Raw genomic sequence first — 22106 nt, forward strand, 5'->3', positions numbered from 1 at the left:
GGATGATCTCCCCGGGTCAGCCCGAGGGCAGGGTCGGCTGGATGAGCCGCAGGAACGTCGCGTTGTCCGGTGTCCGGCGCATGCGCTCCAGGAGGGTGTCCAGGCCGCCCAGCCCGTCCCGGTCCCGCAGGACGCGCCGCAGACCGTGGACGGCCGCCGACTCCGGCCGACTGAGCAGGAGTTCCTCGCGGCGGGTGCCCGAGAGCGTGATGTCGACGGCCGGGAACACCCGGCGGGAGGCCGGATCCCGGCTCAGGCGGAATTCCATGTTGCCGGTGCTCTTCAACTCCTCGAAGTAGAAGTCGTCGGCCCGGGAACCGGTCTCCACCAGGGCGGTCGCGAGGATCGTGAGGGACCCGCCCTCCTCGGCCGAGCGGGCGGCGCCGAAGAACCGCTTGGGCCCGGTCAGCGCGGACGCGTCAACGCCCCCGGTGAGGATGCGGCCACCGGAAGCGGCCGCGTTGTTGTGCGCCCGGCACAGCCGGGTCAGCGAGTCGAGCAGGAGGACGACGTCCTCGCCGGCCTCCACGAGCCGCTTGGCGCGCTCGATCACCAGGTCGGCGAGCGCGATGTGCTGCCGGGCGCTGCGGTCGAAGGTCGAGGCATACACCTCGCCCTGTACGCAGCGCCGCATGTCGGTGACCTCCTCGGGCCGCTCGTCGAGCAGGAGCATCATCAGCCGGCACTCGGGATGGTTGCCGGTGACGGCGGCGGCGAGCTGCTGGAGGAGGACGGTCTTGCCCGTCTTGGGCGGGGCCACGATGAGCCCGCGCTGGCCCTTGCCGACCGGTGCGATCAGGTCGACGACGCGGCCGGCGAGGCCGGCGCCCGGGTGTTCGAGCCGCAGCCGCTCGTGCGGGTGCAACGGCGTCAGGTCCCGGAAGTGGCGCCGGCCGCTCAGGTCCCCGGGCGCACGGCCGGCGACGCGTGCGACATCGGTGAGGGCGCTGCGGTCTCCGGTCACGCCCTCGACGAGGTCACCCTTGCGCAGGCCGTGACGGCGGATCAGCGCGGGGGAGACCGCGGCGTCGGCGGGCGAGGGCAGGCAGTGCCCGGCGCGCAGGTGCCCCTTCCCGTTCGTGTCGATGTCGAGGACACCGGACACGGTCCGGGCCGGGGACTGCTGCCGGACGGGCGGGTTGTCGAGTGTGGTGGTCATGGTGGTGTGTGTCCTTTCACGGACGGCAGGCGTGGCACGTGCCGAGGGAAGGGGGAGAGAGCCGCGAAGGGAGGGCCGATGGCACGCCTCCGGGCGGCGGGGGAACAGCGCCTCGGATACGACGAACACGTCGCGGCGCTGGAAGGAAGGTGAGAGTGAAGAAACGGCACCGGCGCCCGCAAAGTGGGGCGTGCACGAGTGCTGCTCGCACTGTACCACCGGCAGCGGTGGAGGGTAAGCAGTTACCTCAACGCGTGGCCAGTAGCCCGTACAGCAACGGGATCCGCGGCTCGGGCAGCCGCCACCAGCCGGACTCCGTGCGGACCATCTGCGGCCAGCGCGGCCAGGGAAGCTCGTCGCCCTCCCGCAGCCGCCGCACGGCGAGTCCCGCCTGCGTCAACGCGTTCACGACCTCGCCCATTCCGTGCATCCACTCGTAACTGTCCGTGGCGCCTTCGACGGCCGGGCCGTCCGTGTAGGTGTGGGTCCCGTCGCGGTGCACCGGGCCGCCGCCGCCCAGGTAGTCGTGACGCAGCAGCAGCTCGGGCCCCTCTCCCGGAGCGGGCTTCGGCCCGAGGGAGTTGAGCAGGGGGTGGAACTCGACGACGTACAACAGGCCGCCGGGACGCAGGAGCCGGGCGATGACGCCCGCCCACCGGTCCAGGTCGGGGAGGTAGCACAGCGCGCCCTTGCCGGTGTAGACGACGTCGAACCGCCGCCCGTCTAAGGCCGCGACGGCGTCGTACACGTTCGCACGGACGTACGTCACGTCCGTGCCGGCCTTCGCCGCGATGTCCTGCGCGGCCGCCACCGACGCCTCGGAGAAGTCGAGGCCGACGGCCCGGGCGCCGCGCCGCGCGAAGGCGATCGTCTCCGTGCCGAGGTGGCATTGGAGATGCAGCACGTCACGCCCGGCGAGCTCGCCGAGGTCCTCCCACTCGAACGGGGCGAACCAGCGCTCGGGGTCGAGGTCCTGGTCGAGACCGTAGAAGCGGCTGGCGAGATGGACGGGGGTGCGGGCGTCCCAGTTCGCCTGGTTGGCCCTCATCAGCCGGTCGTGCTCGACGGACGTCATGAGGACATGAAACCGCGAACCGGCCGCGGGCGCCGGGAGAACGCCGGAACGGAACGCGGGACGTGCCGCTCAGACCGAGCGGCTCCGTGCCTCCTCGGCGATGCGCTCGAACTGCTCGCCCATGGCCGCCGCGAGCGCCTGGGCCGCCGACAACGGCCGCACCATGACCGTGAATTCGTCGATGAGGCCGTCCTCGTCGACATGGATGAAGTCGCAGCCGCTGATCTCCCGGTCACCCACGCGCGCGGCGAAGACCAGGGCGTGGTCGCGGCCGTTCACGTCGTTGATCTCGCGCACGTAGCGGAAATCCTGGAAGACCCCGGAGACGGCACGCAGGATCGCCGCCGTGATCGCCTTGCCGGCGTACCCGCCTTGGTCAATTTGTTGAGTAGGTGCGGAGTAGAATAATCACCCGTTGATACGGTGTCCACATGTCTCTCAAGTACGCCGTTCTGGCGGCCCTCCTGGAGGGCGAGGCGTCGGAGTACGAGCTGTCCAAGGTGTTCGACGTGTCGCTGGCCAACTTCTGGGCGTCGACGCCGCAGCAGCTCTACCGGGAACTGGAGCGTCTCGCGCAGGACGGACTGATCGAGGCCAGGGTGGTGCGCCAGGAACGGCGGCCCGACAAGCGCATGTTCACGCTGACCGAAGCGGGCCGCCGGGACCTGGGCACGTTCGCCGCCACGCCGCCCCGGCGGCCCACCGCCATCCGCGACGAACTCCTCATCAAGATCCAGGCCATGGACGGTGTGGACCCGCGGCAAGCTCGCCCGCTACCGGCGCGTGCGCGAGCGCCTCCTGGCCGGCCGCAGCGAGGAGGAGAACATCCGCTGGTGCGAGCGCGTACGCACCGTCCTGCAGCAGCGTGCTCCCCTAGGCTGAGCCGATGTTCAGTCCCGAAGGCCCCACTGTGCGCGAACTCGCCGTCCAGGCCCTGTCGTCCGTCGAGCGCGGCTACGACCTCCTCGCGCCCAAGTTCGACCGCACGCCCTTCCGGACACCCGACGCGATCCTCGACGCCGTGGGCTCGGCGCTGCGGCAGACCGGGCCGTTCGACGCCGGACTCGACCTGTGCTGCGGTACGGGAGCGGGCGTCGGTGTGCTGGCACGGGTGTGCCGGGAGAGGGTCACCGGCGTCGACTTCAGCGCGGGCATGCTCGACGTCGCACGCGAGCGGGTCGGGCCCACGGGGCCGGAGGTCTCCTGGGTCCGGGCCGACGCCCGCGCGCTGCCCTTCGCGCCGGCCTTCGACCTGGTGGTGAGCTTCGGGGCCTTCGGGCACTTCCTGCCCCGGGAACTGCCCGGGCTGTTCGCGCAGGTCCGTTCCGTCCTGCGACCGGGCGGCTGTTTCGCCTTCCCGCTGGTCGCCCCGCCCCGCCCGGGCTCGCCCGGCTACTGGGCGCTGCTCGGCTTCGACACCGTGATGCGGGTGCGCAACGCGCTTTGGCGGCCTCCGTTCGTCATGTACTACCGCGCGTTCCGCCTGGCGGACGTACAGCGCGAACTCGCGCGGGCCGGCTTCCGGGTGGAGCTGCGCCCGCTGCCGGAGTTCGGCCGGCGACCCGACGGCAGCCCCCGGGTGCGTCTCGTCGTGGCCCGGCTGTCTGACGAGGCCCCCATGCCGAAGTGAGGGTCAGCCGACCAGGCCGTGCGGGGCGCCTGCTCGGCGCATGCCCTCCGACACGGCCGCGCCGGGCGGTCGAAGTTGTAGAAGCTTTTCGCTCAGCTCTAGGTAGAACTGCGAGCGGTCCGCGCCGTGCCCCCGGCGCGGATCCCGTCGAAGCCCTCTGTCGGCGTGCCCTGCGGATTCGCCTCCGTGCGCAGCATGAGCGGCGGCAGCACGACCTAGGGCGGGGCCGCCCGGCCCGGCAGGGTGAACTCGTAGACGAGTGCGTCCTGCCGGGCGTCCACCACGAGGTCGGTGATCTCCAGCGGGCGCGCGTACTGGTCGTGCACCTGTCGGGTGACACGGACCGACGGCGTGCTCGCGAGCGGGGTGATGGCATCGCGGTGGTGCAGGGTCAGACCGGCCTGGCGCATCCAGTCGTAGGCCCGCCGCAGCTGTGCGGTGGTGGTGCCGTCGGCACGGTCCCGGTACCGGGCCAGTTCCTCGACCTCCGCCAGCGCCACGGCGGAGAACGACGTCACGGCGGTCCGCAGGCCCTGCCCGTCGGCGGTCGCGCACCGGTAGCGGTGGATCAGGGTGGGGCGGCCGGGGGCCAGCCCCAGGGCCTCGGCGTGGTCCGGCCGGGGCGCCTCCCAGGTGACCGTGGCACGGGCGACGCTGCCCGGGGTCTGCGTGCGGGCTCCCAGCGGGAAGGCGAGCGACGCGGGGGTCTCGACCGGCAGGCCCGGCAGGGTGGCGTGGCTGCCGCGCCGGTCGGTGGCGACGAGCCCGTCGCGGCGCAGCAGCTCCAGAGCCTGCCGCACGGTCTCCCGGCTGACCCCGAAGTGGCCGGCCAGATGCCGTTCCCCCGGCAGGCGCTCACCGGGTGGGACGGTGCCGTCGCGCAGTTCGCCGAGCAGCGCGGTCGCGATCCGCCGGTACAGGGGCTCGCCCTCGGCCGGCGGGTGGTCGTGCGGGGTGGTGCGGGCCATGCCGCCCCTCCTGTGGATGACGTTCGGTAGCCGTACGGGCTCGGTGCGCCACCAGATCTAGCATTGGTCTAAACCAGCAGGGAAGGGCGGCCGGGCGGTTCGGCCGAAACCGCCCGGCCGTGCCCCGCTCTCACAGGGCGCCGTACAGGGCGTCGACCAGGGCCGTCTTTCGCGGGTCGTCGGCGATACGGGACCCCATCCGGTTCATCACATAGCCCAGGGACACTCCCGCTTCCGGGTCGGCGAGCCCGCAGGAGCCGCCGGCCCCGTCGTGTCCGAAAGCGCGCGGGTTGGGGCCGTACGAGCCGTGCGGGCCGCTGAGCCAGAGTCCGAGGCCGACCTCCGTCTCGTGCTCGAAGCCGGCGCCGAGCACCAGGTCCCGGCAGCTGCCCTGCCCCTCGCGCACCCGCTCGGCCGCCTCGGGAGACAGCACGCGGTGGTCCCCGATCGAGCCGCGGCCCGCGAAGACGCCGTACAGACCGGCGACGGCACGCGCGGTGCCGTGGCCGTTCGCCGCGGGTATCTCGGCGGCCCGCCACCCCGGGGTGTTCGCCGTGGCCGCGGACACCGCCGGGTTGGTCAGCGCGGCGATGGCCGCCGGCGCCAACCGGGCGAAGACCGCCGCCTGTTCACTGTCCGCCGTGGTCGGTGCCTGAACCAGCTCGGCTGCCCGGCCCGAGTCCCGCTCCGGCAGACCGATGCGGAAGTCGATGCCGAGCGGGCCGGTCACCTCCCGCGCCAGGAAGGCCCCCGGCCGCAGCCCCGACACCCGGCGTACGACCTCGCCGACCAGATGGCCGTAGGTCAGCGCGTGATAACCGGACCGGGTGCCCGGTTCCCACCAGGGCTCGGTGGCCGCGAGCCGCTGCGTGGTGAGCTCCCAGTCGTAGAGCTGTTCCAGTGCGTGCGGCTCCCGCAGACCGGCCAGACCGGCGCGGTGCGACAGCAGATGCCGGACGAGGACCTTCTCCTTGCCCGCGGCGGCGAACTCGGGCCAGTACCGGGCCACCGGTGCGTCCAGGTCGAGCAGTCCGCGATCGGCCAGGATGTGCGCGCACAGTGCCACCGGCCCCTTGGAGGTGGACCACACGTTGACCAGGGTGTCCCGTTCCCACGGCCGGGAGCGCGCCGCGTCGGCCCAGCCGCCCCACAGGTCCACCACGGTCCGGCCGCCGACGGTGACGGCCACCGCGGCGCCCAGTTCCCCGCGCTCCCGGAAGTTCTCCTCGAACGCCCCGCGCACCGAAGTGAACGCCGCGTCGCAGTGACCGTGCACCTGTGTCCCGATCTCGGACATGAACCCCTCCGCCGACCGCATCGGGCCCGGACCGCCGGTCGCGGCCCGGGCGCGATGAACGTACCGACTGGTCGGACCGAGCGGAAGCCCGGCGGAGGTGAACGGCCGGATCAGATGTAGGAGCGCAGCCAGCGCAGCTTGGCCGCCTGCTGGAAGGGGCCGCCGCCCTCGTGGTCGTTGAAGTCGTAGACCTCGATCGTCTTGTCCTCGTGGCTCCAGGCGTTGAAGGCCGCGAAGACGGTCGAGGGCGGGCAGGTCTGGTCCTCCAGGGCGGCCGAGAAGAGCGCCGGGGCCCGGCCGCGGGCGGCGAAGTGGACGCCGTCGAAGTAGGCCACCGTGCGCAGGGCGTCCTCGGTGCGGCCACGGTGGGTCTTGAGGTAGAGGCCGATCTCCCGGTACGGGTGCCGGTCCGTGATCGTCGCCGCGCGCGGGAAGTCGCACAGGAACGGCACGTCCGGCGCGATGCCCGCCAGGTCCGGGACCAGTCCGCCGACCGCGATCGTGATGCCGCCGCCCTGGCTGGAACCCACGGCCACCGTGCGCGCCGGGTCCGTGAGGGGGTGGGAGCGGGCCGCCTCCACGGCACGCACCGCGTCCGTGTAGACCCGGCGGTAGTAGTAGTTCTCCGGGGCGTCGATGCCGCGCGTCATGAAACCGGGGTACGCGGGCGCGCCGCCCACCGGGTCGGCCGTGCCGCCGCCCCCGCCCCAGCCGCTGCCCTGCCCGCGGGTGTCCATCACGAAGTGCGCCCGGCCCGAGGACGCCCACAACAGGTGCTCGTGCGGGAGCCCGCGCCCGCCGCCGTAGCCGATGAACTCCACCACCAGCGGCAGCGGGCCGTCCGCGCCGGCCGGGATCGTCAGCCACCCCTTGACCGGGTGACCACCGAAACCGGCGAAGGTCACATCGAAGACCTGGACGGTGGACAGGCCCGTGTCGACCGGTTCGAAGCGGGCGTCCAGGTCGTGCAGGCGAGCCTCCTCGAGGGTCTTGGACCAGAAGGCGTCGAAGTCCTCGGGCTCGGTGGCCGCGCTGCGGTACTCGCGGAGCTCGTCGAGCGGAAGGTCGAACAGGGCCATGCAGGACCGCCTTGGGTGAGAAGCAGCTACAGGGGCAGTGCGGATGATCACACTACGTGCGGGGCCGGAGGACTGGCCAGGCGTTTGTTCCGACATCCCGGGGCCCCGCGCCGTCACGCGTTGCGATGCGTCCACTCCGGCTCGATACGGGCCCAGGCCCGGTCCCACTCGGCCATCCGGCGGCGCAGTGCCACCCGGCGCACGAGGACGTGACCGAAGAGCACCACGGCCACCGCACCGCCGGTGGCGCAGGCGCCGATGGTCAGGGTGTGCTGCCAGACCGCCGTCTCGTCCACCGGCGGCAGCACACTGCGCCCCTGGCGGTCGAACCAGACGTCGACCTTCTCGCCGCGCCGGCTGTCCGCGGGGACCCGCGCCGACGCGGTGCGCGTGGCTCCGCCCGGCTCCGTCCAGCGCACGGTGGCCCGGTACGCGTGCTGCCCGCCGGCCCGCACCGACGGCAGCGAGTCGTTCCCGCCGACCACCTCGGCCCGGACCCGGTGCCGCTCGGCCCGCTGCTCCACCGACAGCGACCGCGCCTCACCATGGGCCCACCACGCGGCGGCCGCCCCGGCCAGGGGCGCGCCCACGAGGACGAGGACGGTGACCACCAGCACCGTCCACGCCTCGACGACATCCGACCGGCGCCGCAGCGGACTGCGCCGCCGGCGCCAGACGTGCATCGGGGTGCGCATGCCCACCTCCTCGCCGTCACCACAGGGAGGGCCGGACCGGCCGAGCGGTGCGCCGCCGCTCCTGCGCATCACGTCACGCGTACGCGTGCCCTCACGGAGGGGATACCCCCTCTGACATCCATCGATCGCTCGACGGCGCTTCGCAGCGCAGGAGCGGCCCGCCGCGACCCTTCGGCTGGGTGCCCGGCGCGAGCGGGGCGAAACACCCGGGTCAGCCGAAGCGCTCGATGCGGATCCGGTCCACCGGCTGACCTGCCGTCACCAGCAGGCGCGAGGCGTGTTCGGCGAAGGAGTTGGAGCCGCACACATAGGCCTCCCACCCGCCGGAAGGCTGCTCGGCCAGGAGCGGCGCCACATGTGCTGCCGCCATACGTCCTACCGCCACACCCTCCGGCGCGCTCCGGGTGAAAACGGTGGTGGTCTCCGCACCCAACTCCCGGGCGTAGACCAGATCCTCGGGACTGCGCGCGGACACCACCAGCCGCAGCGGCACGGTCAGGTTCCGTGCCCGGTGGTGCCGGATCATCGACATCAGCGGCACGACGCCGGAGCCCGCGCCGACCAGCAGTGCGGGCCGGTCGCCGGGCCAGGCGAAGAAGCCGCTCACCGGCCCTCGCACCTCGACCCGGTCGCCGGGCCGGGCGACGGTGTGGAACCAGCCCGAGACCTCGCCGCCCTCGACGTGATCCAGGGTCAGTTCGACCTGCCCGGAGTCGTCCGGCGCGGACGCGATCGAGTAGTGCCGCTGGGCGGCGTAGCCGTCCTCGGCGGTCAGCCGCACCATCAGGTGCTGGCCGGGCAGGTGCCCCGGCCAGGCGGGCACGGCGAGCCGGAAAGTGGACACGCGCGGGGTCTCGCGGCGGATCTCGGTGATGGTGGCGTTCTGCCACTCGGACGCGGCCTGCTCGTTCACGGCGATGCGCCCGGGTACGGCGAACCGCGTGGGCGGCACGAAGGTCTCAGTCACCAGAGTACCTCTGCTCCTCCCAGGGGTTGCCCCGCTCGTGGTAGCCGTTGCGCTCCCAGAAGCCCGGCTCGTCGTGGTCGAGGATCCGCAGGCCCGCGATCCATTTGGCGCTCTTCCAGAAGTACAGGTGCGGCACCAGCAGCCGTGCCGGGCCGCCGTGCTCGGGGGCGAGCGGCCGGCCGTCGTACTCCCAGGCGATCCAGGCGCGCCCGCCGGTCAGGTCGGCGAGCGGGAGGTTCGAGGTGTAGCCGGTGTGCGAGTAGGCGACGGCATGGGTGGCCGACTCATGGGGCCGGACCACCTCCAGGAACGCGTCCAGGGACACGCCCCCGAAGCGCACCCCGAACTTCGACCAGCTGGTCACGCAGTGGATGGCACCCTCGTACGCCGACGGCGGCAGCCGGTGCGCCGCCTCCCAGTCCCAGGTGCGGGGCTCCGCCACCAGCCCGTCGACGCGGAAGGTCCAGTCGGCGGCCGCCAGCTCGGGAGTGACCTCGGCCGACAGGACGGGCCAGTCGTCGCCGGCGTCGTACTGGCCGGGCGGCAGGCCGGGGTCGGCGACGCGTGGGCGTCCGGTGAAGCCGCGGGTGATGTGCATGCGGTGGTGCCTCCGGGGCGGTCCGGCGGCGCCCGCCGGACCCGGTGTGCTCAGTGTTTCCGCCTTCAACCGTACGTGCAGGGGGTCCCGGTGCCGCGACGGGGCGAACGTTGCCTGCCGCGGCACTAGTCCTGCCGGCCCGGCCCGGGCGAGGCGTTGTACCGCACGAGGTAGTCCGCGAACCGGCTCAGGTCCTCCGCCGGCCAGTCGGCCAGACGCTCCCGGAAGGCCGACCGGCGGCTCTCGGTGACCTGGGCCAGGATGTGCCGCCCGGCCCCGGTCAGGTGCAGCACCTGGACCCGCTGATCAGCGGGATCGGGGCGGCGCTCGACGAGCCCGGCGCGCTCCAGCCCCGCCACTTGGCGGCTGACGGTGGATTTGTCGAGGGCGTAATGGACGGCCAGGTCGGTGGCCCGGCACCCGCCGCTCTCCTCCAGATGCCCGAGCAGCGTGTACGACACCAGAGACAGCTCGGGGTGCATCCGGCCCGCCGCGGCCCTGGCCCGGCGGGCGAAGACCGTCATCTCCCGCTGGATGGTCTCCACGGCGTCTGCGGTGTGCACGGGCCCTCCCTCACCACGGTGCTGCTCGGCTCCCTCCATGGTTGCACAATCCAACCACCCGACCGGGTGCCCTCACGAGGGCCGCACAGGGCCGCGGGCCCGTCGGGTAGGGTTGCCGTCCGGCCGGTCAGGACCCGGCCGCCGGAAGCCGAGGAGGTGAGACCCATTACCGCTGTGTCAGCTCGGGTGCTCTCCTCTCGACGTCGCGCGGATCGCCGGTCGTAGGCGATCGCCGGAGCGCCCTTCGGCTCCCGAAAGGCTCTGGGCTTCCATGCCGTCCGTGTCCGCCGTCCCCCCTTCCGCACCGTCCTCCCGTGACGGCGTCGTCGTCACCCTGCGCGCCGCGGGCTGTGTCTTCGCCGAGGACGAGGCCGATCTGATCCTCGCCGCCGCGCGCACCCCGGCCGAGGCCGCCACCATGGTCGAGCGCCGCGTCGCGGGCCTGCCGCTCGAACTCGTCCTCGGCTGGGCCGAGTTCCGGGGCCTGCGCATCGCCGTGGCCCCGGGCGTCTTCGTACCGCGCCGGCGCACCGAGTTCCTGGTGGACCAGGCCTTGCAACGGGCGTGCGGTGCCACCGTCGTCGTGGACCTGTGCTGCGGCTCGGGCGCCGTGGGAGCGGCGCTGGCCGCCGCTCTCGGCCGCGTCGAACTGCACGCCGCCGACATCGACCCGGCTGCCGTGCGATGCGCCCGCGGCAACATCGCCGCCGCCGGCGGCCATGTCCACGAGGGCGATCTGTTCGAGGCGCTGCCCCGCGCGCTGCGGGGCCGCGTCGGCATCCTCGCGGCCAACGTGCCGTACGTGCCGAGCGACGAGATCGGGCTGCTGCCTCTGGAGGCCCGGGACCACGAGCCGTTGGTCGCCCTCGACGGCGGCACCGACGGCCTCGACGTCCTGCGCCGGGTCGCCGCGGACGCGCCCCGCTGGCTCGCCCCCGGCGGCTGCGTCCTGGTGGAGACGAGCCGGCACCAGGCACCGGCCGCCGTCGAGGCCTTCGAGCGCAGCGGCCTCACGACCCACCTGGCCGTGTCGGAGGAGCTGTACGCCCATGTGGTGATCGGTGTCCGGCCGTAGGGCCGCTCAGTCCGGTGCGGTCACCCGCGCGATGAGCAGGGCCACGTCGTCGAAGTTGTCCGGCTCGTGCAGCGTGCGCAGCAGCAGGTCGCAGACGTCCTCCAGCGGCAGGCCGGGTCCGTCGAGCAGGGACAGCAGTGTGTCGAGCCGTTCGTCGATCGGGTCGCGCCGGGTCTCGACGAGACCGTCGGTGTAGAACACCAGCCGGTCGCCGGGCTCGAGTTCGACGGTGGTCGTGGAGAAGGCGACACCGCCCACCCCGAGCGGCACCCCGGTCGGCAGGTCGAGCAGCTCCGGCGGCCGCCCGGCCCGGACCCGCACCGGCGGCAGATGCCCGGCGTTGGCGATCCGGCACTGCCGAAGATGCGGCTCGTGGACGGCGTAGACACAGGTGGCGATGGCCTGTTCGAGTCCCGCGGTGATCTTGTCGAGGTGTTCCAGGAGCACGTCCGGGTCGAGGCCCAGGGAGGCGAGGGTGTGGGTCGCGGTGCGCAGCCGCCCCATAGCCGCCGCCGCGGGGATGCCACTGCCCATCACATCGCCCACGACGAGCGCCGTCCGGCCGCCGTCCAGCGGGATCACGTCGAACCAGTCGCCGCCGACCTCGCTGGTGGTCCCGGCCGGCTGGTAGCGGGAGGCGACCTCCAGGCCGCCCGTCACCGGCGGATGGCTGGGGAGCAGGCTGCGCTGCAGGGTGAGGGCGGTCTCGCGGGCGCCCTGGTACCAGCGGGCGTTGTCGATCTGCACCGCGGCCCGGGCGGCCAGCTCACGGGCCAGCAGCAGATCGTCCTCGCTGAACGGCAGCGGATTGCGGGTGCGCTTGAGGTCCAGCGCTCCCAGCACCTCGCCGCGCGCGATCAGCGGAACCGCCAGGTACGAGTGCACCCCGGCCCGGCGCAGCAGCTCGGCCGCCTCCGGGGAACGGGCGATGTGCACCAGGTCCTCGTCCTTGACCTCCGGCAGCATCACCGGGCTCGCCGTGCGCACGCACCGGGTGACGAGCCGGTCGGGCGCGTAGCGGGCGACCTGCCCGGGGGAGTCGGCCGCCTCCAGTGCCTCCGCGGAGTCGTATCCCTGGACCGCCAGCGCGCGGATCACGGCCGACTGGGCGGGGCCCAGGCTGGTGCGCCGCCCCTGCACCACCGCGTCCAGCAGATCGACGGCCGCGATGTCGGCGAGTTCCGGCACGGCCACGTCGGCCAGCTCGCGGGCCGTGCGGTCCAGGTCCAGCGTGGTGCCGATCCGCCCCGAGGCGTCGGCGATCAGGGCCAGGCGCCGGCGCGCCGCCTCGGCCTCGATGCCGGCCCGGTACTGCTCGGTGACGTCGACGATCGAGACGGCCACGCCCAGCACGGTCCCGAAGGCGTTCTCCAGCCGGTACAGCGAGATCGACCAGGCGTGGTCCTGGTACGGATCGGCCGGGGTGCGGCCGGTCGTGGACTGGTCCACGACCGGCGTTCCCGTCTCCAGCACCCGGCGCGTCGCGGTCTCCAGGGCCTCCACGTCCATCCGGGGCACCACCTCTCGGGGGGTGCGGCCCAGGTGCTCCTCTGCCGGTACGCCGTTGATCTCCTCCAGCGCCTTGTTGACCGAGACGTACCGCAGCTCGGTGTCCAGCACGGCCAGCCCGATCGGGGACTGCGCGATCATCCGCGTCGAAAGCGCCACCTCGCGCTCCAGCCGGCGCACGGTCCTCTGGTCGGCGCACAACCCCAGCGCGTAGACGTCGCCCCGGTCGTCCAGCAGCCGCATGTTGCGGAACTCCACGAGCCGGGTGCCGCCGTCCTTGCGGCGGATCGGGAAGGCTCCCGCCCAGCTCTGACCGGTGCCCATGACGTCGGCGAACAACTTGACCACGAGGTCGACGTGCTCCTCGTGGACCATGATCCGGGCGGCGTACTGCCCGAGCGCCTCCTGGGCGTCGTACCCGAACAGCTCCTCGGCCTGCGGGCTCCACAGCACGATGCGGCCCTCGGCGTCCAGGACCACCGAGGCCACACGCAGCACGTCCAGCAGCCCGCTCGGGCGCGCGGATCCGCGCACCGGACCGTCGCCTGCGGATTCGGGAGACCCGGCTGCACTCATCCCACGCCCCGCCTTCGCCGTCCTCGCGGCACGCCGTCGTGTGCCGACACCCCATGTTCTACCGCGCGGAGCCGCGTCCCGAAGGCCCCTTCGTCACCTTCCACCATCTCCCAACACGGCGCGGACCGCCCCGCAAAACCGTCACCGGGAACGGCACCGCCGGTAGTGCTCGCCGGAAGGTGGTGCTTTGCTGGGGTAGGGGCGGATACGGCAGCCGGTGGCCTCGAGAGGAGCGATCACGATGGCGATGAACCACGAGCGACCGCACCCCCACTCCGTCTCGGTGGAGATCAGCGGGTGCAGCAAGCACGACGCCCGGATCGTGTTCGACGCACTGTGCTCCTGCTTCGAGTCCGACCGGTGTGCCGACGACGTACCCGAGGAACTGCACGAGACCCGCCCGACCGTGTGGCTCGGCACCTTCGACGTCGCCGACGAGCACGAGGGCTCGCGGCCGGTTCACCTGTCGTCCTCCGTGGACGCCGACCTGCACGGCGGCTACTGGGCGATCGAACGGTTCCGCACGACCCTCGACTCGCTGTTCGACGTGCACGATCTCGCCACGGTCTCCGGCGACCAGGAGAAGGAACTGCACGTGCGTCTGCAGAGCCGCTGACCGCCCCCTGACTCCTCACCCCGTGAGCAGGCCGAGGACCGCCTGCCGGTAGACGGCGTGCACCACGGGCAGGTCCGCCAGGTGCACCAGTTCGTCCACGCCGTGCAGCCCCTGGTGGGGCAGGCCGAAGCGGCCGGGCGGGCCGCGTCCGGGCCGGTGAGGTGCGGCCTGCGCCCCCGAAGTCAACGGTGTGCTCGTCGGCGTCGAGCAGCACCGCGAGCCCGCCGCGCAGCTCGCCCGCCCGGCCGTGCAGCTCGGCCGCGAGGGTGCGGAGCAGCGCGGCGGCGAGGTTGGAGTCGGCGGCGCCCCTACCCCCCGGAGCCGGCCGCCGACGACGTCCCCGGCGGCCGGTGGGAAGGATCACGCCGTCTCGTCGCCGTACGGTGCGGTGTCCGCGCAGGCGTCCAGCGTCCACCAGGGGCCGGGCCGGCCCGGCGATCTCCACCAGCGCGGCGGTCGGCGTGGGCCCCTGTTCATGGCCCTACTGTGCCCTCCATCACCTTGTGCAACTAGTTGCATAAACGGTCGGTAGTCCTCTACAACTACAGGCACGACACCGCGCACGGAGGGCCCGATGAGCCGTTACCCGCACCTGCTGACCCCCCTCGACCTGGGCTTCACGACACTGCCCAACCGGGTCCTCATGGGCTCCATGCACGTCGGCCTGGAGGAGGCCGAGGGCGGCTTCGCGCGCATGGCCGCCTTCTACGCCGCCCGCGCCCGCGGGGGAGTGGGCCTGATCGTCACCGGCGGCATCGCCCCCAACGACGAGGGACGGCCCTACGAGGGCGGCGCCAAGCTCACCACCGAGGAGGAGGCCGAGCAGCACCGGGTCATCACGGACGCCGTGCACCGCGAGGGCGGGCGGATCGCGATGCAGATCCTGCACTTCGGCCGGTACGCCTACCACCAGGACCTCGTCGCCCCGAGCCCTCTCCAGGCACCGATCAGCCCCTTCCCGCCCCGTGAGCTCACCGACGCCGACATCGAGCGGACCATCGACGACTACGCCCGCGCCGCCCGCCTCGCCCGGCAGGCCGGCTACGACGGCGTCGAGATCATGGGCTCCGAGGGCTACCTCATCAACGAGTTCATCGCGCGGCAGACCAACCAGCGCGCCGACCGCTGGGGCGGCTCGTACGAGAACCGCACGCGGTTCCCGCTGGAGATCGTGCGCCGGGTGCGCGAGGCCGTCGGCGAGGACTTCATCGTCATCTACCGGCTGTCGATGCTCGACCTCGTCCCGGGCGGCTCGACGCTGGACGAGGTCATCACCCTCGCCAAGGCCGTCGAGGCCGCCGGGGCGACGATCATCAACACCGGCATCGGCTGGCACGAGGCCCGGATCCCCACCATCGCGACCTCCGTGCCGCGCGGCGCGTACACCTGGGTGACCAAGCGGCTCATGGGCGAGGTGTCCGTCCCGCTCGTCACCACCAACCGCATCAACACCCCCGAACTCGCCGAGGAACTGCTCGCCGAGGGCGCCGCCGACATGGTGTCGATGGCCCGCCCGATGCTCGCCGACCCCGACTTCGTCACCAAGGCCGCCGCCGGCCGCCCCGAGGCGATCAACACCTGCATCGGCTGCAACCAGGCCTGCCTCGACCACACCTTCAGCGGCCTGATCACGTCCTGCCTGGTCAACCCGCGCGCCTGCCACGAGACCGAGCTGGTGCTCTCCCCGACCCGGCTGCGCAAGCGCGTCGCGGTCGTCGGCGCCGGCCCGGCGGGTCTGGCCTGCGCGGTCTCCGCCGCCGAGCGCGGGCACGAGGTGACGCTGTTCGACGCGGCGAGCGAGATCGGCGGCCAGCTCAACGTCGCCCGCAAGGTCCCGGGCAAGCAGGAGTTCGACGAGACGCTCCGCTACTTCCGCACCCAGCTCGACTGGCACGGCGTCGACGTCCGCCTGAACACCCTGGTCACGGTCGCGGACCTCGACGGCTTCGACGAGGTCGTCGTCGCCACCGGCGTCACCCCGCGTACCCCGGAGATCCCCGGCCTCGACCACCCGAGCGTCGTCGGCTACCTCGACGTCCTGCGCGACGGGGCCCCGGTCGGCGACCGGGTCGCGATCCTCGGCGCGGGCGGCATCGGCTTCGACGTCGCCGAGTTCCTCACCGACGGCGGCGACAAGGCCCACGAGGACCCGGCGACATACTTCCGGCAGTGGGGCGTCGACATGGACTACCGCGGCCCCGGCGGCCTCGCGGCGCCCGAGCGGCCCGCCCCGCCGCGCACCGTCCACCTGCTCCAGCGCAAGACCTCCAAGGTCGGCGCCGGCCTCGGCAAGACCACCGGCTGGATCCACCGCACCGAGCTCAAGCACCGCGGCGTCACCATGGTCCCGGGCGTGCGCTACGACCGGATCGACGACGCCGGACTGCACATCACCGTCGGCGAGGAGAGCACGGTCCTGGAGGTCGACACGATCGTGCTGTGCACCGGCCAGGAGCCGCGCCGCGGCCTGTACGAGGAACTGCTCGCCGCCGGGCGCAGCACGCACCTCATCGGCGGTGCCGACGTGGCCGCCGAGCTGGACGCCAAGCGCGCCATCAAGCAGGGCACGGAGCTGGCAGCCGCCCTGTAGTGCGGATACGCGTCCCTAGGATGAGGCCATGTCACTCCCGCACGCGATCCTGACCGCCCTGCTCGAGAAGCCGTCGTCGGGCCTGGAGCTGACCCGCCGCTTCGACCGGTCGATCGGCTACTTCTGGTCGGCGACGCACCAGCAGATCTATCGCGAGCTCGGGAAACTGGAGGCCGACGGCCTCATCAGGGCCCTGCCGTCCGAGCAGCCGGCCCGCGGGCAGAAGAAGAGCTACGAGGTCCTGCCGGCGGGCCGCGCCGAACTGGCCCGCTGGACCTCCGCCTCCCAGGGCCCCAAGCCGCACCGCGACGCGCTGCTGCTGCGGCTCAGGGCGGCGGCCGTGGTCGGCACGGCCGGCCTGGAGGCCGATCTGCGACGCCATCTGGAGCTGCACGAGCGGCAGCTGGCGGAGTACGAGGAGATCGAGAAGCGCGACTTCCCGCCCGGCCGGGGCGGCACCGAGGACCGGCTGCGGCATCTCGTGCTGCGGGCCGGCATCGACCTGGAGACCTTCTGGACCCAGTGGCTCAGGCGCGCCCTGACGGACGTCGCCGAACTCCCGGACGGCGAACCCACCTGACCTGCCCGGCCGCCCGGGACACGACATGACGGCAGCCCGCCCGCCCGGAGCGCTTCGGGGGAGCGGGCCGCCGTCCGTACCGGGTCAGAGCCGGTACGGCTTGTTGCGCCGGCGCAGGTACCAGGCCGTCCCGATGAGGCCCGCCCCGACCAGCGTGCCACCGGCCACCAGCGTGACGGTCCCGTAGTCCGTCGTGCCGCCGCCGACCCCGCCCATCACACCGCGGGACGGCGACACCGAGGGAGAGGCGGACCGCGAGGGGGAGGGGACGGTGGAGACCACGACGGACTGTGTGCCCGCGGTGGTGCCGTCCGAGCAGATCACGATGACCGTGTACGTGCCCGGGGAGACGTTCGACCAGGCGGCGGACTGACTCGTGGACGTCCCCGAGAGCGGCACCTGGCGGCCCTGGGCGAAGCTGCCCTGACTGCTGGTGAGGAGCGAGGCGGTGCCCCAGCTGCCGTTGATCGGGGTGCACGAGCTGGTCGTGACCGACACCGTGGACCCCGTGGTGCTCACGGAGATACCGGGGCCCGCGACGGCGGGCACCGCGGCCAGAGCGAGGGGCAGCGCGGCGACTGCCACGGTCAGGCCGGAGCGGAGAACTGACGATGAGTTGCGCATGTGGACTGCCCTCCGGCGGCACGGTCGGCGGTACATCCCTTGCGCCGCCGAGGGTCGGGGAACGCCCGTGCTGCCTCGGGGTCAGCCAAAGCGCCCCCGGCCACGGCCGCACTCCGAGCGCCCCCGTGCAGGTGACGGGTTCCTCCGCCCGGCCGATGCCGCACACGACGTCAGGGCCCCGTCGTGACCGCCCGCTCCGCCGAGAGACCTCCCCAGGTGCCGTCCGGCAGCATCGCCCTGATGCGGACCCGGTGGGTGACACCGGGTTTCCGCCCCACGTAGAAGCTGTACGTGGCCCGGTCACGCGGGGCACCGCCGCCGAACACAAGGGACGTGGCGGGCCGGCCGTCCAGCTCGATCCGGTACTCGGTGACCTCACCGTCCACGCGGGGTGGCACCCAGCTCAGGTCCAGGTGGTACGCCCCGTCCGCACGGTGGCTCGTAGCCCGGAAGCCGGTGGGGGCGGTTGCCCGGCCGTCGTCGGTGCCCGGGGTGGTGAGGCGGACGGCGGGCGTGGCAGGGGAGTTGTTGCCGGCCGCGTCCCGGGCCCGGACGGTGAACGCGTAGCGCGTGCCCGGCCGCAGCCCCGTGAGCAAGGTGGCCGTCTGACCCCCGCCCACACTGTGGATCTTCGTACCTCCCTGGTGGATGTCGTACGACACCACACCCCGGTCGTCGGTCGCGGCGGACCAGGACAGCTGTACCGCCCGGCTTCCCACCGCCCGGGCGTGGGGCGCCGGCGGGCGGGTCGGCGCGGAGCGGTCGTCCGCCACGGCCGCGGGCGTCTTCGCCCGCACCCGTCGGCTGGGCGGCCCGAGCCGCCCGTCGGCGCCCCGCGCCCGTACGGAGAAGACGTACAGCGTGGAGGGCCGGAGCCTGGTGACATCCACCATGTGCTGCGAACCCGGTACCTCCTTGACCTTCGTGATGCCGCGATACACCTCGTAGACATCGGCCTGGCCGGTCGTGTTCCACATGACGTGCACGCTCGTCGCGCTGCCCGACGTGGCGGTGACACCCGTCGGCGCACCGGGCACACGGCCGTCGTCGCCCTCCTGCGCCCCGGCCGGGCCGCAGGAGGCGACCAGCACGAGGCTGCCGCCGAGCGCCAGCCGTCGGAGGAGGAATGAGGGAGCGGAACGTCCTCGCACGAGACTGCCTCCGCGGGGTGGCCGGCCGACCGACGGGAATGGTCCGGACCAATATGACGCCGTTGACGGGACCGCATCAAGAGGGCGTCCACTCGAACGGGGAGGTCCGCCCGGGACGGGCGTCACCTCGCGGCCCCGCGTGAACACCCGGGGGGTTACCTGTGCTGAAGCCCTCGCGGCCGAACTGCCGGCCGAAGGCGAGGAGTTAGGCCCTGTCGCGAGAACCGCTGTCGTCGCGGAACCCGTGCCGGCCCGGGCGGCGGGGCGGCCGGAGCCTTACGCGGACTCAGGCTCCCGCCCCCTGTCGGGGGTTGAGGACGTGCGCCGTCCGGCCCCTCATCGGTGGCCGGGTGATCATCGCGGGAACACATTGAGCTGAGTGCCCGTCAGGTCCCCCATGAGAGGCTCCCGTATCGTGCGTGTCCAGTCGCTCACCCTGGCCGCGGCCAGCGCCGCCCTGCTCGCCCCGACGACACCCCCCGCCGCCCACCCCCAGCCCACGGCATGGCGCGAGAGCACCGTGAGCGCCACCGACCTGCTCGCCGAGGTGCGCGACTGCACACCCATCTCCCGGGGCCGCTACCGCAGTGACAACGGCGCACCCGCGAACATCCCCGTCTGCGGCACCCGCGACGTCGTGTTCTGGAAGGCCGACATGGACATCGACTGCGACGGCCGGCCCGGGACCCGCTGCAACGCCCGCACGGACCCGTACTTCGCCGCGAGCACGGCCTACCCGCAGTCGGACGGCCGCCCGTTGAGCGCCGAACGCCTGCCCTTCATCGTCGTACCCGCGCCGAGCCGCCGCTGGGACTACCGGGACCACGGCATCGGCGGTGGTTCGGTGGTGGCCGTCGTGTACCGCGACCGCGTGCAGTACGCGGTCGTCGGCGACGCGGGCCCGCAGGGCATCATCGGGGAGGCGTCCTACGCGACCGCCAAGGCCCTCGGCATCCGCGCCGATCCGCACGGCGGCGGCGCACCCGCCGGCGTCACCTACATCGTCTTCAAGAACACCAGGGTGTCACCCATCGAGGACCACGCTGCCGCCGTGACGGTGGGGGAGCGGGTGGCGAAGCTGTTCGCCACCGGAAGCCCGGGCGACGGGGACTGAGCGGCTGACGGCACCTCACCGGCACGCCTGCGGCCGGGACCACCGCCGCTTCGGTGTGCCCGGCCGCAGGCGGCGCTCAGACCTTCCGGTAGGTGTACGCCTCCGTGGCGGCCGCCTCCACCGCCGCCAGGTCCGCCCCGGTGGACGCCGTGACGACCGCGGCCACGGCCCCCTCCACGAAGGGTGCGTCCACCAGACGGGTCCGCTCGGGGAGTTCGTCGCCCTCCGCCAGCAGCGCCTTCACCGTGAGCACCGCGCTGCCCAGATCGGTCAGGACGGCGACTCCGGCACCGCGATCGACGGACGCGGCCGCCGCGGCGATCAGTTCGGAGCTGGTGCCGAGCCCGCCGCCCTCGGTACCGCCCGCCGGAGCGACGGGTACCGCCGGGCCGCCGCCCGCGAGTCCCTTCGCCAGTTCGGCGACCGACGCGGCCACCTCCGCGCTGTGCGACACCAGCACGATTCCCACCAGTTGCTCGTCACTCACCAGCGGCCTCCGCGAGTGCGGCGATCAGCAGTGCCGACGACGTGGCGCCCGGGTCCTGGTGGCCGATGCTGCGCTCGCCCACATAGCTCGCCCGGCCCTTGCGCGCCTGCAGGGGCGTCGTCGCCACCGCGCCCTCCTCCGCCGCGGCACGGGCCGCGGCGAACGAGTCGCCGAGCGCGTCCACCGCGGGCACCAGGGCGTCGATCATGGTCTTGTCGCCCGGGGCGGCTCCGCCGAGCGTCATGACCGCGTCCACCCCGGCCCGCAAGGCCTCGGCCAGCTGCTCCGCGCTGACCTCCTCGGCATCGCCCAGCGCCTTGCCGGTACGGCGCAGCAGCGTCCCGTACAGCGGTCCCGACGCGCCGCCGACCGTCGAGATCAGCCGGCGTCCGGCCAGGGTCAGGACCCCGCCGGGCGTGCCGGGGGCCTCCTTCTCCAGGACGGTCACGACGGCCGTGAACCCGCGCTGGAGGTTGCTGCCGTGATCGGCGTCCCCGATGGGGGAGTCGAGGGCGGTGAGCCGTTCCGCCTCACGGTCGACGGACGCGGCGGTCGCCGTCATCCAACGGCGGAAGAAATCGGCGTCGAGCACTGAGTCTCCTTGCCTGGTAGGTACGTGCTGATCCTCTACCCCCAGAGGGTCACACGCCCCAGCGCAGACCCGGGGTCTTGACCGGCGCGTCGTACAGCCGCAGCAGCTCCTCGTCGACCTGGCACAGGGTGAGCGAGGCGCCCGCCATGTCCAAGGAGGTGACGTAGTTGCCCACGAGGACGCGGGCCACGGGAACGCCGCGCTGGGCGAGCACCCGGTGCACCTCGGCGTTGAAGCCGTACAGCTCCAGCAGCGGTGTCGCGCCCATGCCGTTCACCAGGACCAGCACCGGGTTGCGCGGCTGGAGGTCCTCCACCACCGCCTCGACGGCGGCCTCGGCGATCTCCCCGGAGGTCATCATGGCGCGCCGCTCCCGGCCGGGCTCGCCGTGGATGCCGATGCCCAACTCCAGCTCGCCCGGCGGCAGATCGAAGGTGGGGCTGCCCTTGGCCGGGGTGCTGCAGGCGCTCAGTGCGATCCCGAAGCTGCGGGAGTTCTCGTTCACCTGCCGGGCGATCGCCTCGACCCGCTCCAGGGGCATGCCCTCGGCTGCGGCGGCGCCCGCGATCTTCTCCACGAACAGGGTCGCGCCCGTACCGCGACGGCCCGCCGTGTACAGACTGTCGGTCACCGCCACGTCGTCGTTGACCAGGACCTTCGCGACCTGGATGCCCTCGTCCTCGGCCATCTCGGCGGCCATGTCGAAGTTGAGCACGTCCCCGGTGTAGTTCTTCACGATGAACAGCACGCCGGCCCCGCTGTCCACGGCGGCGGCCGCGCGCAGCATCTGGTCGGGCACGGGGGAGGTGAAGACCTCGCCCGGGCAGGCCGCCGACAGCATGCCGGGGCCAACGAAACCGCCGTGCAACGGCTCGTGCCCCGAGCCTCCGCCCGAGACCAGCCCCACCTGTCCGGCGACGGGAGCGTCCCGCCGCACGATCACCCGGTTCTCCACGTCCACGGTCAGCTCCGGGTGGGCGGCCGCCAGACCACGCAGCGCGTCCGCGACCACGCTTTCCGGGACGTTGATCAGCATCTTCACGGGTACCTCCTAGACAACCTAGTAGATGAGCCCTCGAACTCCAGCTTCGCAGCTCACATCACGTTTGACCAGTTGTCGATCTTGGCTGATCCGATCGGTCCGTACCGGACCGCAACGCC

Annotated in this window: 22 protein-coding genes and 2 pseudogenes; 7 read left to right on the forward strand and 17 right to left on the reverse strand. The window is 73.0% G+C overall.

Annotated features, from left to right (window positions below; translation table 11 throughout):
* Nucleotides 1-16: 16 nt before the first annotated feature.
* The 3 genes and pseudogenes from rho to ABTX60_RS28985 form a co-directional block, all read right to left on the reverse strand.
* Entirely contained in the window at nucleotides 17-1159 is a 1143-nt protein-coding gene (gene rho / locus ABTX60_RS28975; protein ID WP_352099956.1) for a transcription termination factor Rho, read from the reverse strand.
* Nucleotides 1160-1406: 247 nt separating this feature from the next.
* The gene (locus tag ABTX60_RS28980; RefSeq protein ID WP_352099957.1) at nucleotides 1407-2234 is read right to left on the reverse strand and encodes a class I SAM-dependent methyltransferase; all 828 of its coding nucleotides are present in this window, start codon (nucleotides 2232-2234) and stop codon (nucleotides 1407-1409) included.
* Nucleotides 2235-2303: 69 nt separating this feature from the next.
* Nucleotides 2304-2600 (reverse strand): annotated as a pseudogene (locus tag ABTX60_RS28985) (nuclear transport factor 2 family protein); the annotation flags it as partial.
* Between the two features lie 65 nt (nucleotides 2601-2665).
* Between ABTX60_RS28985 and ABTX60_RS28990 the strand changes: the two are divergent.
* A pseudogene (locus ABTX60_RS28990) lies at nucleotides 2666-3116 on the forward strand (helix-turn-helix transcriptional regulator).
* A gap of 4 nt (nucleotides 3117-3120) precedes the next feature.
* Nucleotides 3121-3864: a class I SAM-dependent methyltransferase gene (locus ABTX60_RS28995; protein WP_352099958.1), complete on the forward strand. Its 744-nt coding sequence runs from the start codon at nucleotides 3121-3123 to the stop codon at nucleotides 3862-3864.
* Nucleotides 3865-4079: 215 nt separating this feature from the next.
* On the opposite strand, the gene ABTX60_RS29000 is transcribed toward ABTX60_RS28995, so the two are convergent.
* The 7 genes from ABTX60_RS29000 to ABTX60_RS29030 all read right to left on the reverse strand — a co-directional run bounded on the left by ABTX60_RS29000 (nucleotide 4080) and on the right by ABTX60_RS29030 (nucleotide 10070).
* Nucleotides 4080-4832: a GntR family transcriptional regulator gene (locus ABTX60_RS29000; protein ID WP_352099959.1), complete on the reverse strand. Its 753-nt coding sequence runs from the start codon at nucleotides 4830-4832 to the stop codon at nucleotides 4080-4082.
* A gap of 130 nt (nucleotides 4833-4962) precedes the next feature.
* A complete protein-coding gene (locus ABTX60_RS29005) occupies nucleotides 4963-6129 on the reverse strand; it encodes a serine hydrolase domain-containing protein (RefSeq protein WP_352099960.1) in 1167 nt (388 codons plus the stop codon).
* A gap of 110 nt (nucleotides 6130-6239) precedes the next feature.
* Complete coding sequence (locus ABTX60_RS29010; protein ID WP_352099961.1) at nucleotides 6240-7208, reverse strand: acetylxylan esterase; 969 nt, start codon at nucleotides 7206-7208, stop codon at nucleotides 6240-6242.
* Between the two features lie 113 nt (nucleotides 7209-7321).
* Nucleotides 7322-7903: an Rv1733c family protein gene (locus tag ABTX60_RS29015; protein WP_352099962.1), complete on the reverse strand. Its 582-nt coding sequence runs from the start codon at nucleotides 7901-7903 to the stop codon at nucleotides 7322-7324.
* Between the two features lie 211 nt (nucleotides 7904-8114).
* Entirely contained in the window at nucleotides 8115-8870 is a 756-nt protein-coding gene (locus ABTX60_RS29020; protein ID WP_352099964.1) for a ferredoxin reductase, read from the reverse strand.
* Nucleotides 8863-9468 carry a sulfite oxidase-like oxidoreductase gene (locus ABTX60_RS29025; protein ID WP_352099965.1) on the reverse strand — a complete coding sequence of 202 codons (606 nt, stop codon included), beginning with the start codon at nucleotides 9466-9468 and terminating at the stop codon, nucleotides 8863-8865. Before ABTX60_RS29025 ends, ABTX60_RS29020 begins: the two co-directional genes overlap by 8 nt.
* 125 nt (nucleotides 9469-9593) lie before the next feature.
* Nucleotides 9594-10070 carry a MarR family winged helix-turn-helix transcriptional regulator gene (locus tag ABTX60_RS29030; RefSeq protein WP_502992417.1) on the reverse strand — a complete coding sequence of 159 codons (477 nt, stop codon included), beginning with the start codon at nucleotides 10068-10070 and terminating at the stop codon, nucleotides 9594-9596.
* A gap of 232 nt (nucleotides 10071-10302) precedes the next feature.
* On the opposite strand from ABTX60_RS29030, the gene ABTX60_RS29035 reads away from it, so the two are divergent.
* Nucleotides 10303-11106 carry a putative protein N(5)-glutamine methyltransferase gene (locus ABTX60_RS29035; RefSeq protein WP_352099967.1) on the forward strand — a complete coding sequence of 268 codons (804 nt, stop codon included), beginning with the start codon at nucleotides 10303-10305 and terminating at the stop codon, nucleotides 11104-11106.
* Nucleotides 11107-11112: 6 nt separating this feature from the next.
* Here the strand turns inward: ABTX60_RS29035 and ABTX60_RS29040 are convergent, their stop codons facing one another.
* Nucleotides 11113-13191: a SpoIIE family protein phosphatase gene (locus ABTX60_RS29040; RefSeq protein WP_352099968.1), complete on the reverse strand. Its 2079-nt coding sequence runs from the start codon at nucleotides 13189-13191 to the stop codon at nucleotides 11113-11115.
* A gap of 247 nt (nucleotides 13192-13438) precedes the next feature.
* Here ABTX60_RS29040 and ABTX60_RS29045 point away from each other — a divergent pair, with 247 nt between their 5' ends.
* Nucleotides 13439-13807 (forward strand): hypothetical protein, encoded by a 369-nt coding sequence (locus ABTX60_RS29045; protein ID WP_352100021.1) that lies wholly within the window; start codon nucleotides 13439-13441, stop codon nucleotides 13805-13807.
* Between the two features lie 15 nt (nucleotides 13808-13822).
* Here ABTX60_RS29045 and ABTX60_RS29050 read toward each other — a convergent pair whose 3' ends face one another.
* Nucleotides 13823-13993 carry a hypothetical protein gene (locus tag ABTX60_RS29050; protein WP_352099969.1) on the reverse strand — a complete coding sequence of 57 codons (171 nt, stop codon included), beginning with the start codon at nucleotides 13991-13993 and terminating at the stop codon, nucleotides 13823-13825.
* Between the two features lie 388 nt (nucleotides 13994-14381).
* Here ABTX60_RS29050 and ABTX60_RS29055 point away from each other — a divergent pair, with 388 nt between their 5' ends.
* Nucleotides 14382-16397 (forward strand): FAD-dependent oxidoreductase, encoded by a 2016-nt coding sequence (locus ABTX60_RS29055; protein WP_352099970.1) that lies wholly within the window; start codon nucleotides 14382-14384, stop codon nucleotides 16395-16397.
* A 28-nt stretch (nucleotides 16398-16425) separates the two neighbouring features.
* A complete protein-coding gene (locus ABTX60_RS29060) occupies nucleotides 16426-16977 on the forward strand; it encodes a PadR family transcriptional regulator (RefSeq protein ID WP_352099971.1) in 552 nt (183 codons plus the stop codon).
* Nucleotides 16978-17061: 84 nt separating this feature from the next.
* On the opposite strand, the gene ABTX60_RS29065 is transcribed toward ABTX60_RS29060, so the two are convergent.
* Nucleotides 17062-17601 (reverse strand): hypothetical protein, encoded by a 540-nt coding sequence (locus ABTX60_RS29065; RefSeq protein WP_352099972.1) that lies wholly within the window; start codon nucleotides 17599-17601, stop codon nucleotides 17062-17064.
* Nucleotides 17602-17771: 170 nt separating this feature from the next.
* Nucleotides 17772-18752, reverse strand: a complete 981-nt coding sequence (locus ABTX60_RS29070) for a fibronectin type III domain-containing protein (RefSeq protein WP_352099973.1) — start codon at nucleotides 18750-18752, stop codon at nucleotides 17772-17774.
* A gap of 415 nt (nucleotides 18753-19167) precedes the next feature.
* Here ABTX60_RS29070 and ABTX60_RS29075 point away from each other — a divergent pair, with 415 nt between their 5' ends.
* Nucleotides 19168-19866 carry a glycoside hydrolase family 75 protein gene (locus tag ABTX60_RS29075; RefSeq protein WP_352099974.1) on the forward strand — a complete coding sequence of 233 codons (699 nt, stop codon included), beginning with the start codon at nucleotides 19168-19170 and terminating at the stop codon, nucleotides 19864-19866.
* Nucleotides 19867-19942: 76 nt separating this feature from the next.
* On the opposite strand, the gene ABTX60_RS29080 is transcribed toward ABTX60_RS29075, so the two are convergent.
* From ABTX60_RS29080 to dhaK, 3 genes are read right to left on the reverse strand one after another with little or no spacing between them, the layout of a single operon-like run.
* Entirely contained in the window at nucleotides 19943-20353 is a 411-nt protein-coding gene (locus ABTX60_RS29080; RefSeq protein WP_053668167.1) for a PTS-dependent dihydroxyacetone kinase phosphotransferase subunit DhaM, read from the reverse strand.
* Nucleotides 20346-20945, reverse strand: a complete 600-nt coding sequence (gene dhaL, locus ABTX60_RS29085) for a dihydroxyacetone kinase subunit DhaL (protein WP_352099975.1) — start codon at nucleotides 20943-20945, stop codon at nucleotides 20346-20348. Before dhaL ends, ABTX60_RS29080 begins: the two co-directional genes overlap by 8 nt.
* 49 nt (nucleotides 20946-20994) lie before the next feature.
* Nucleotides 20995-21987, reverse strand: coding sequence for a dihydroxyacetone kinase subunit DhaK (gene dhaK, locus ABTX60_RS29090; protein ID WP_352099976.1), 993 nt, complete (start codon nucleotides 21985-21987; stop codon nucleotides 20995-20997).
* Nucleotides 21988-22106: the final 119 nt, after the last annotated feature.

It is taken from the genome of Streptomyces sp. NPDC126510 (assembly GCF_040302345.1).
In the GTDB taxonomy this organism is placed as follows: Bacteria; Actinomycetota; Actinomycetes; order Streptomycetales; family Streptomycetaceae; genus Streptomyces.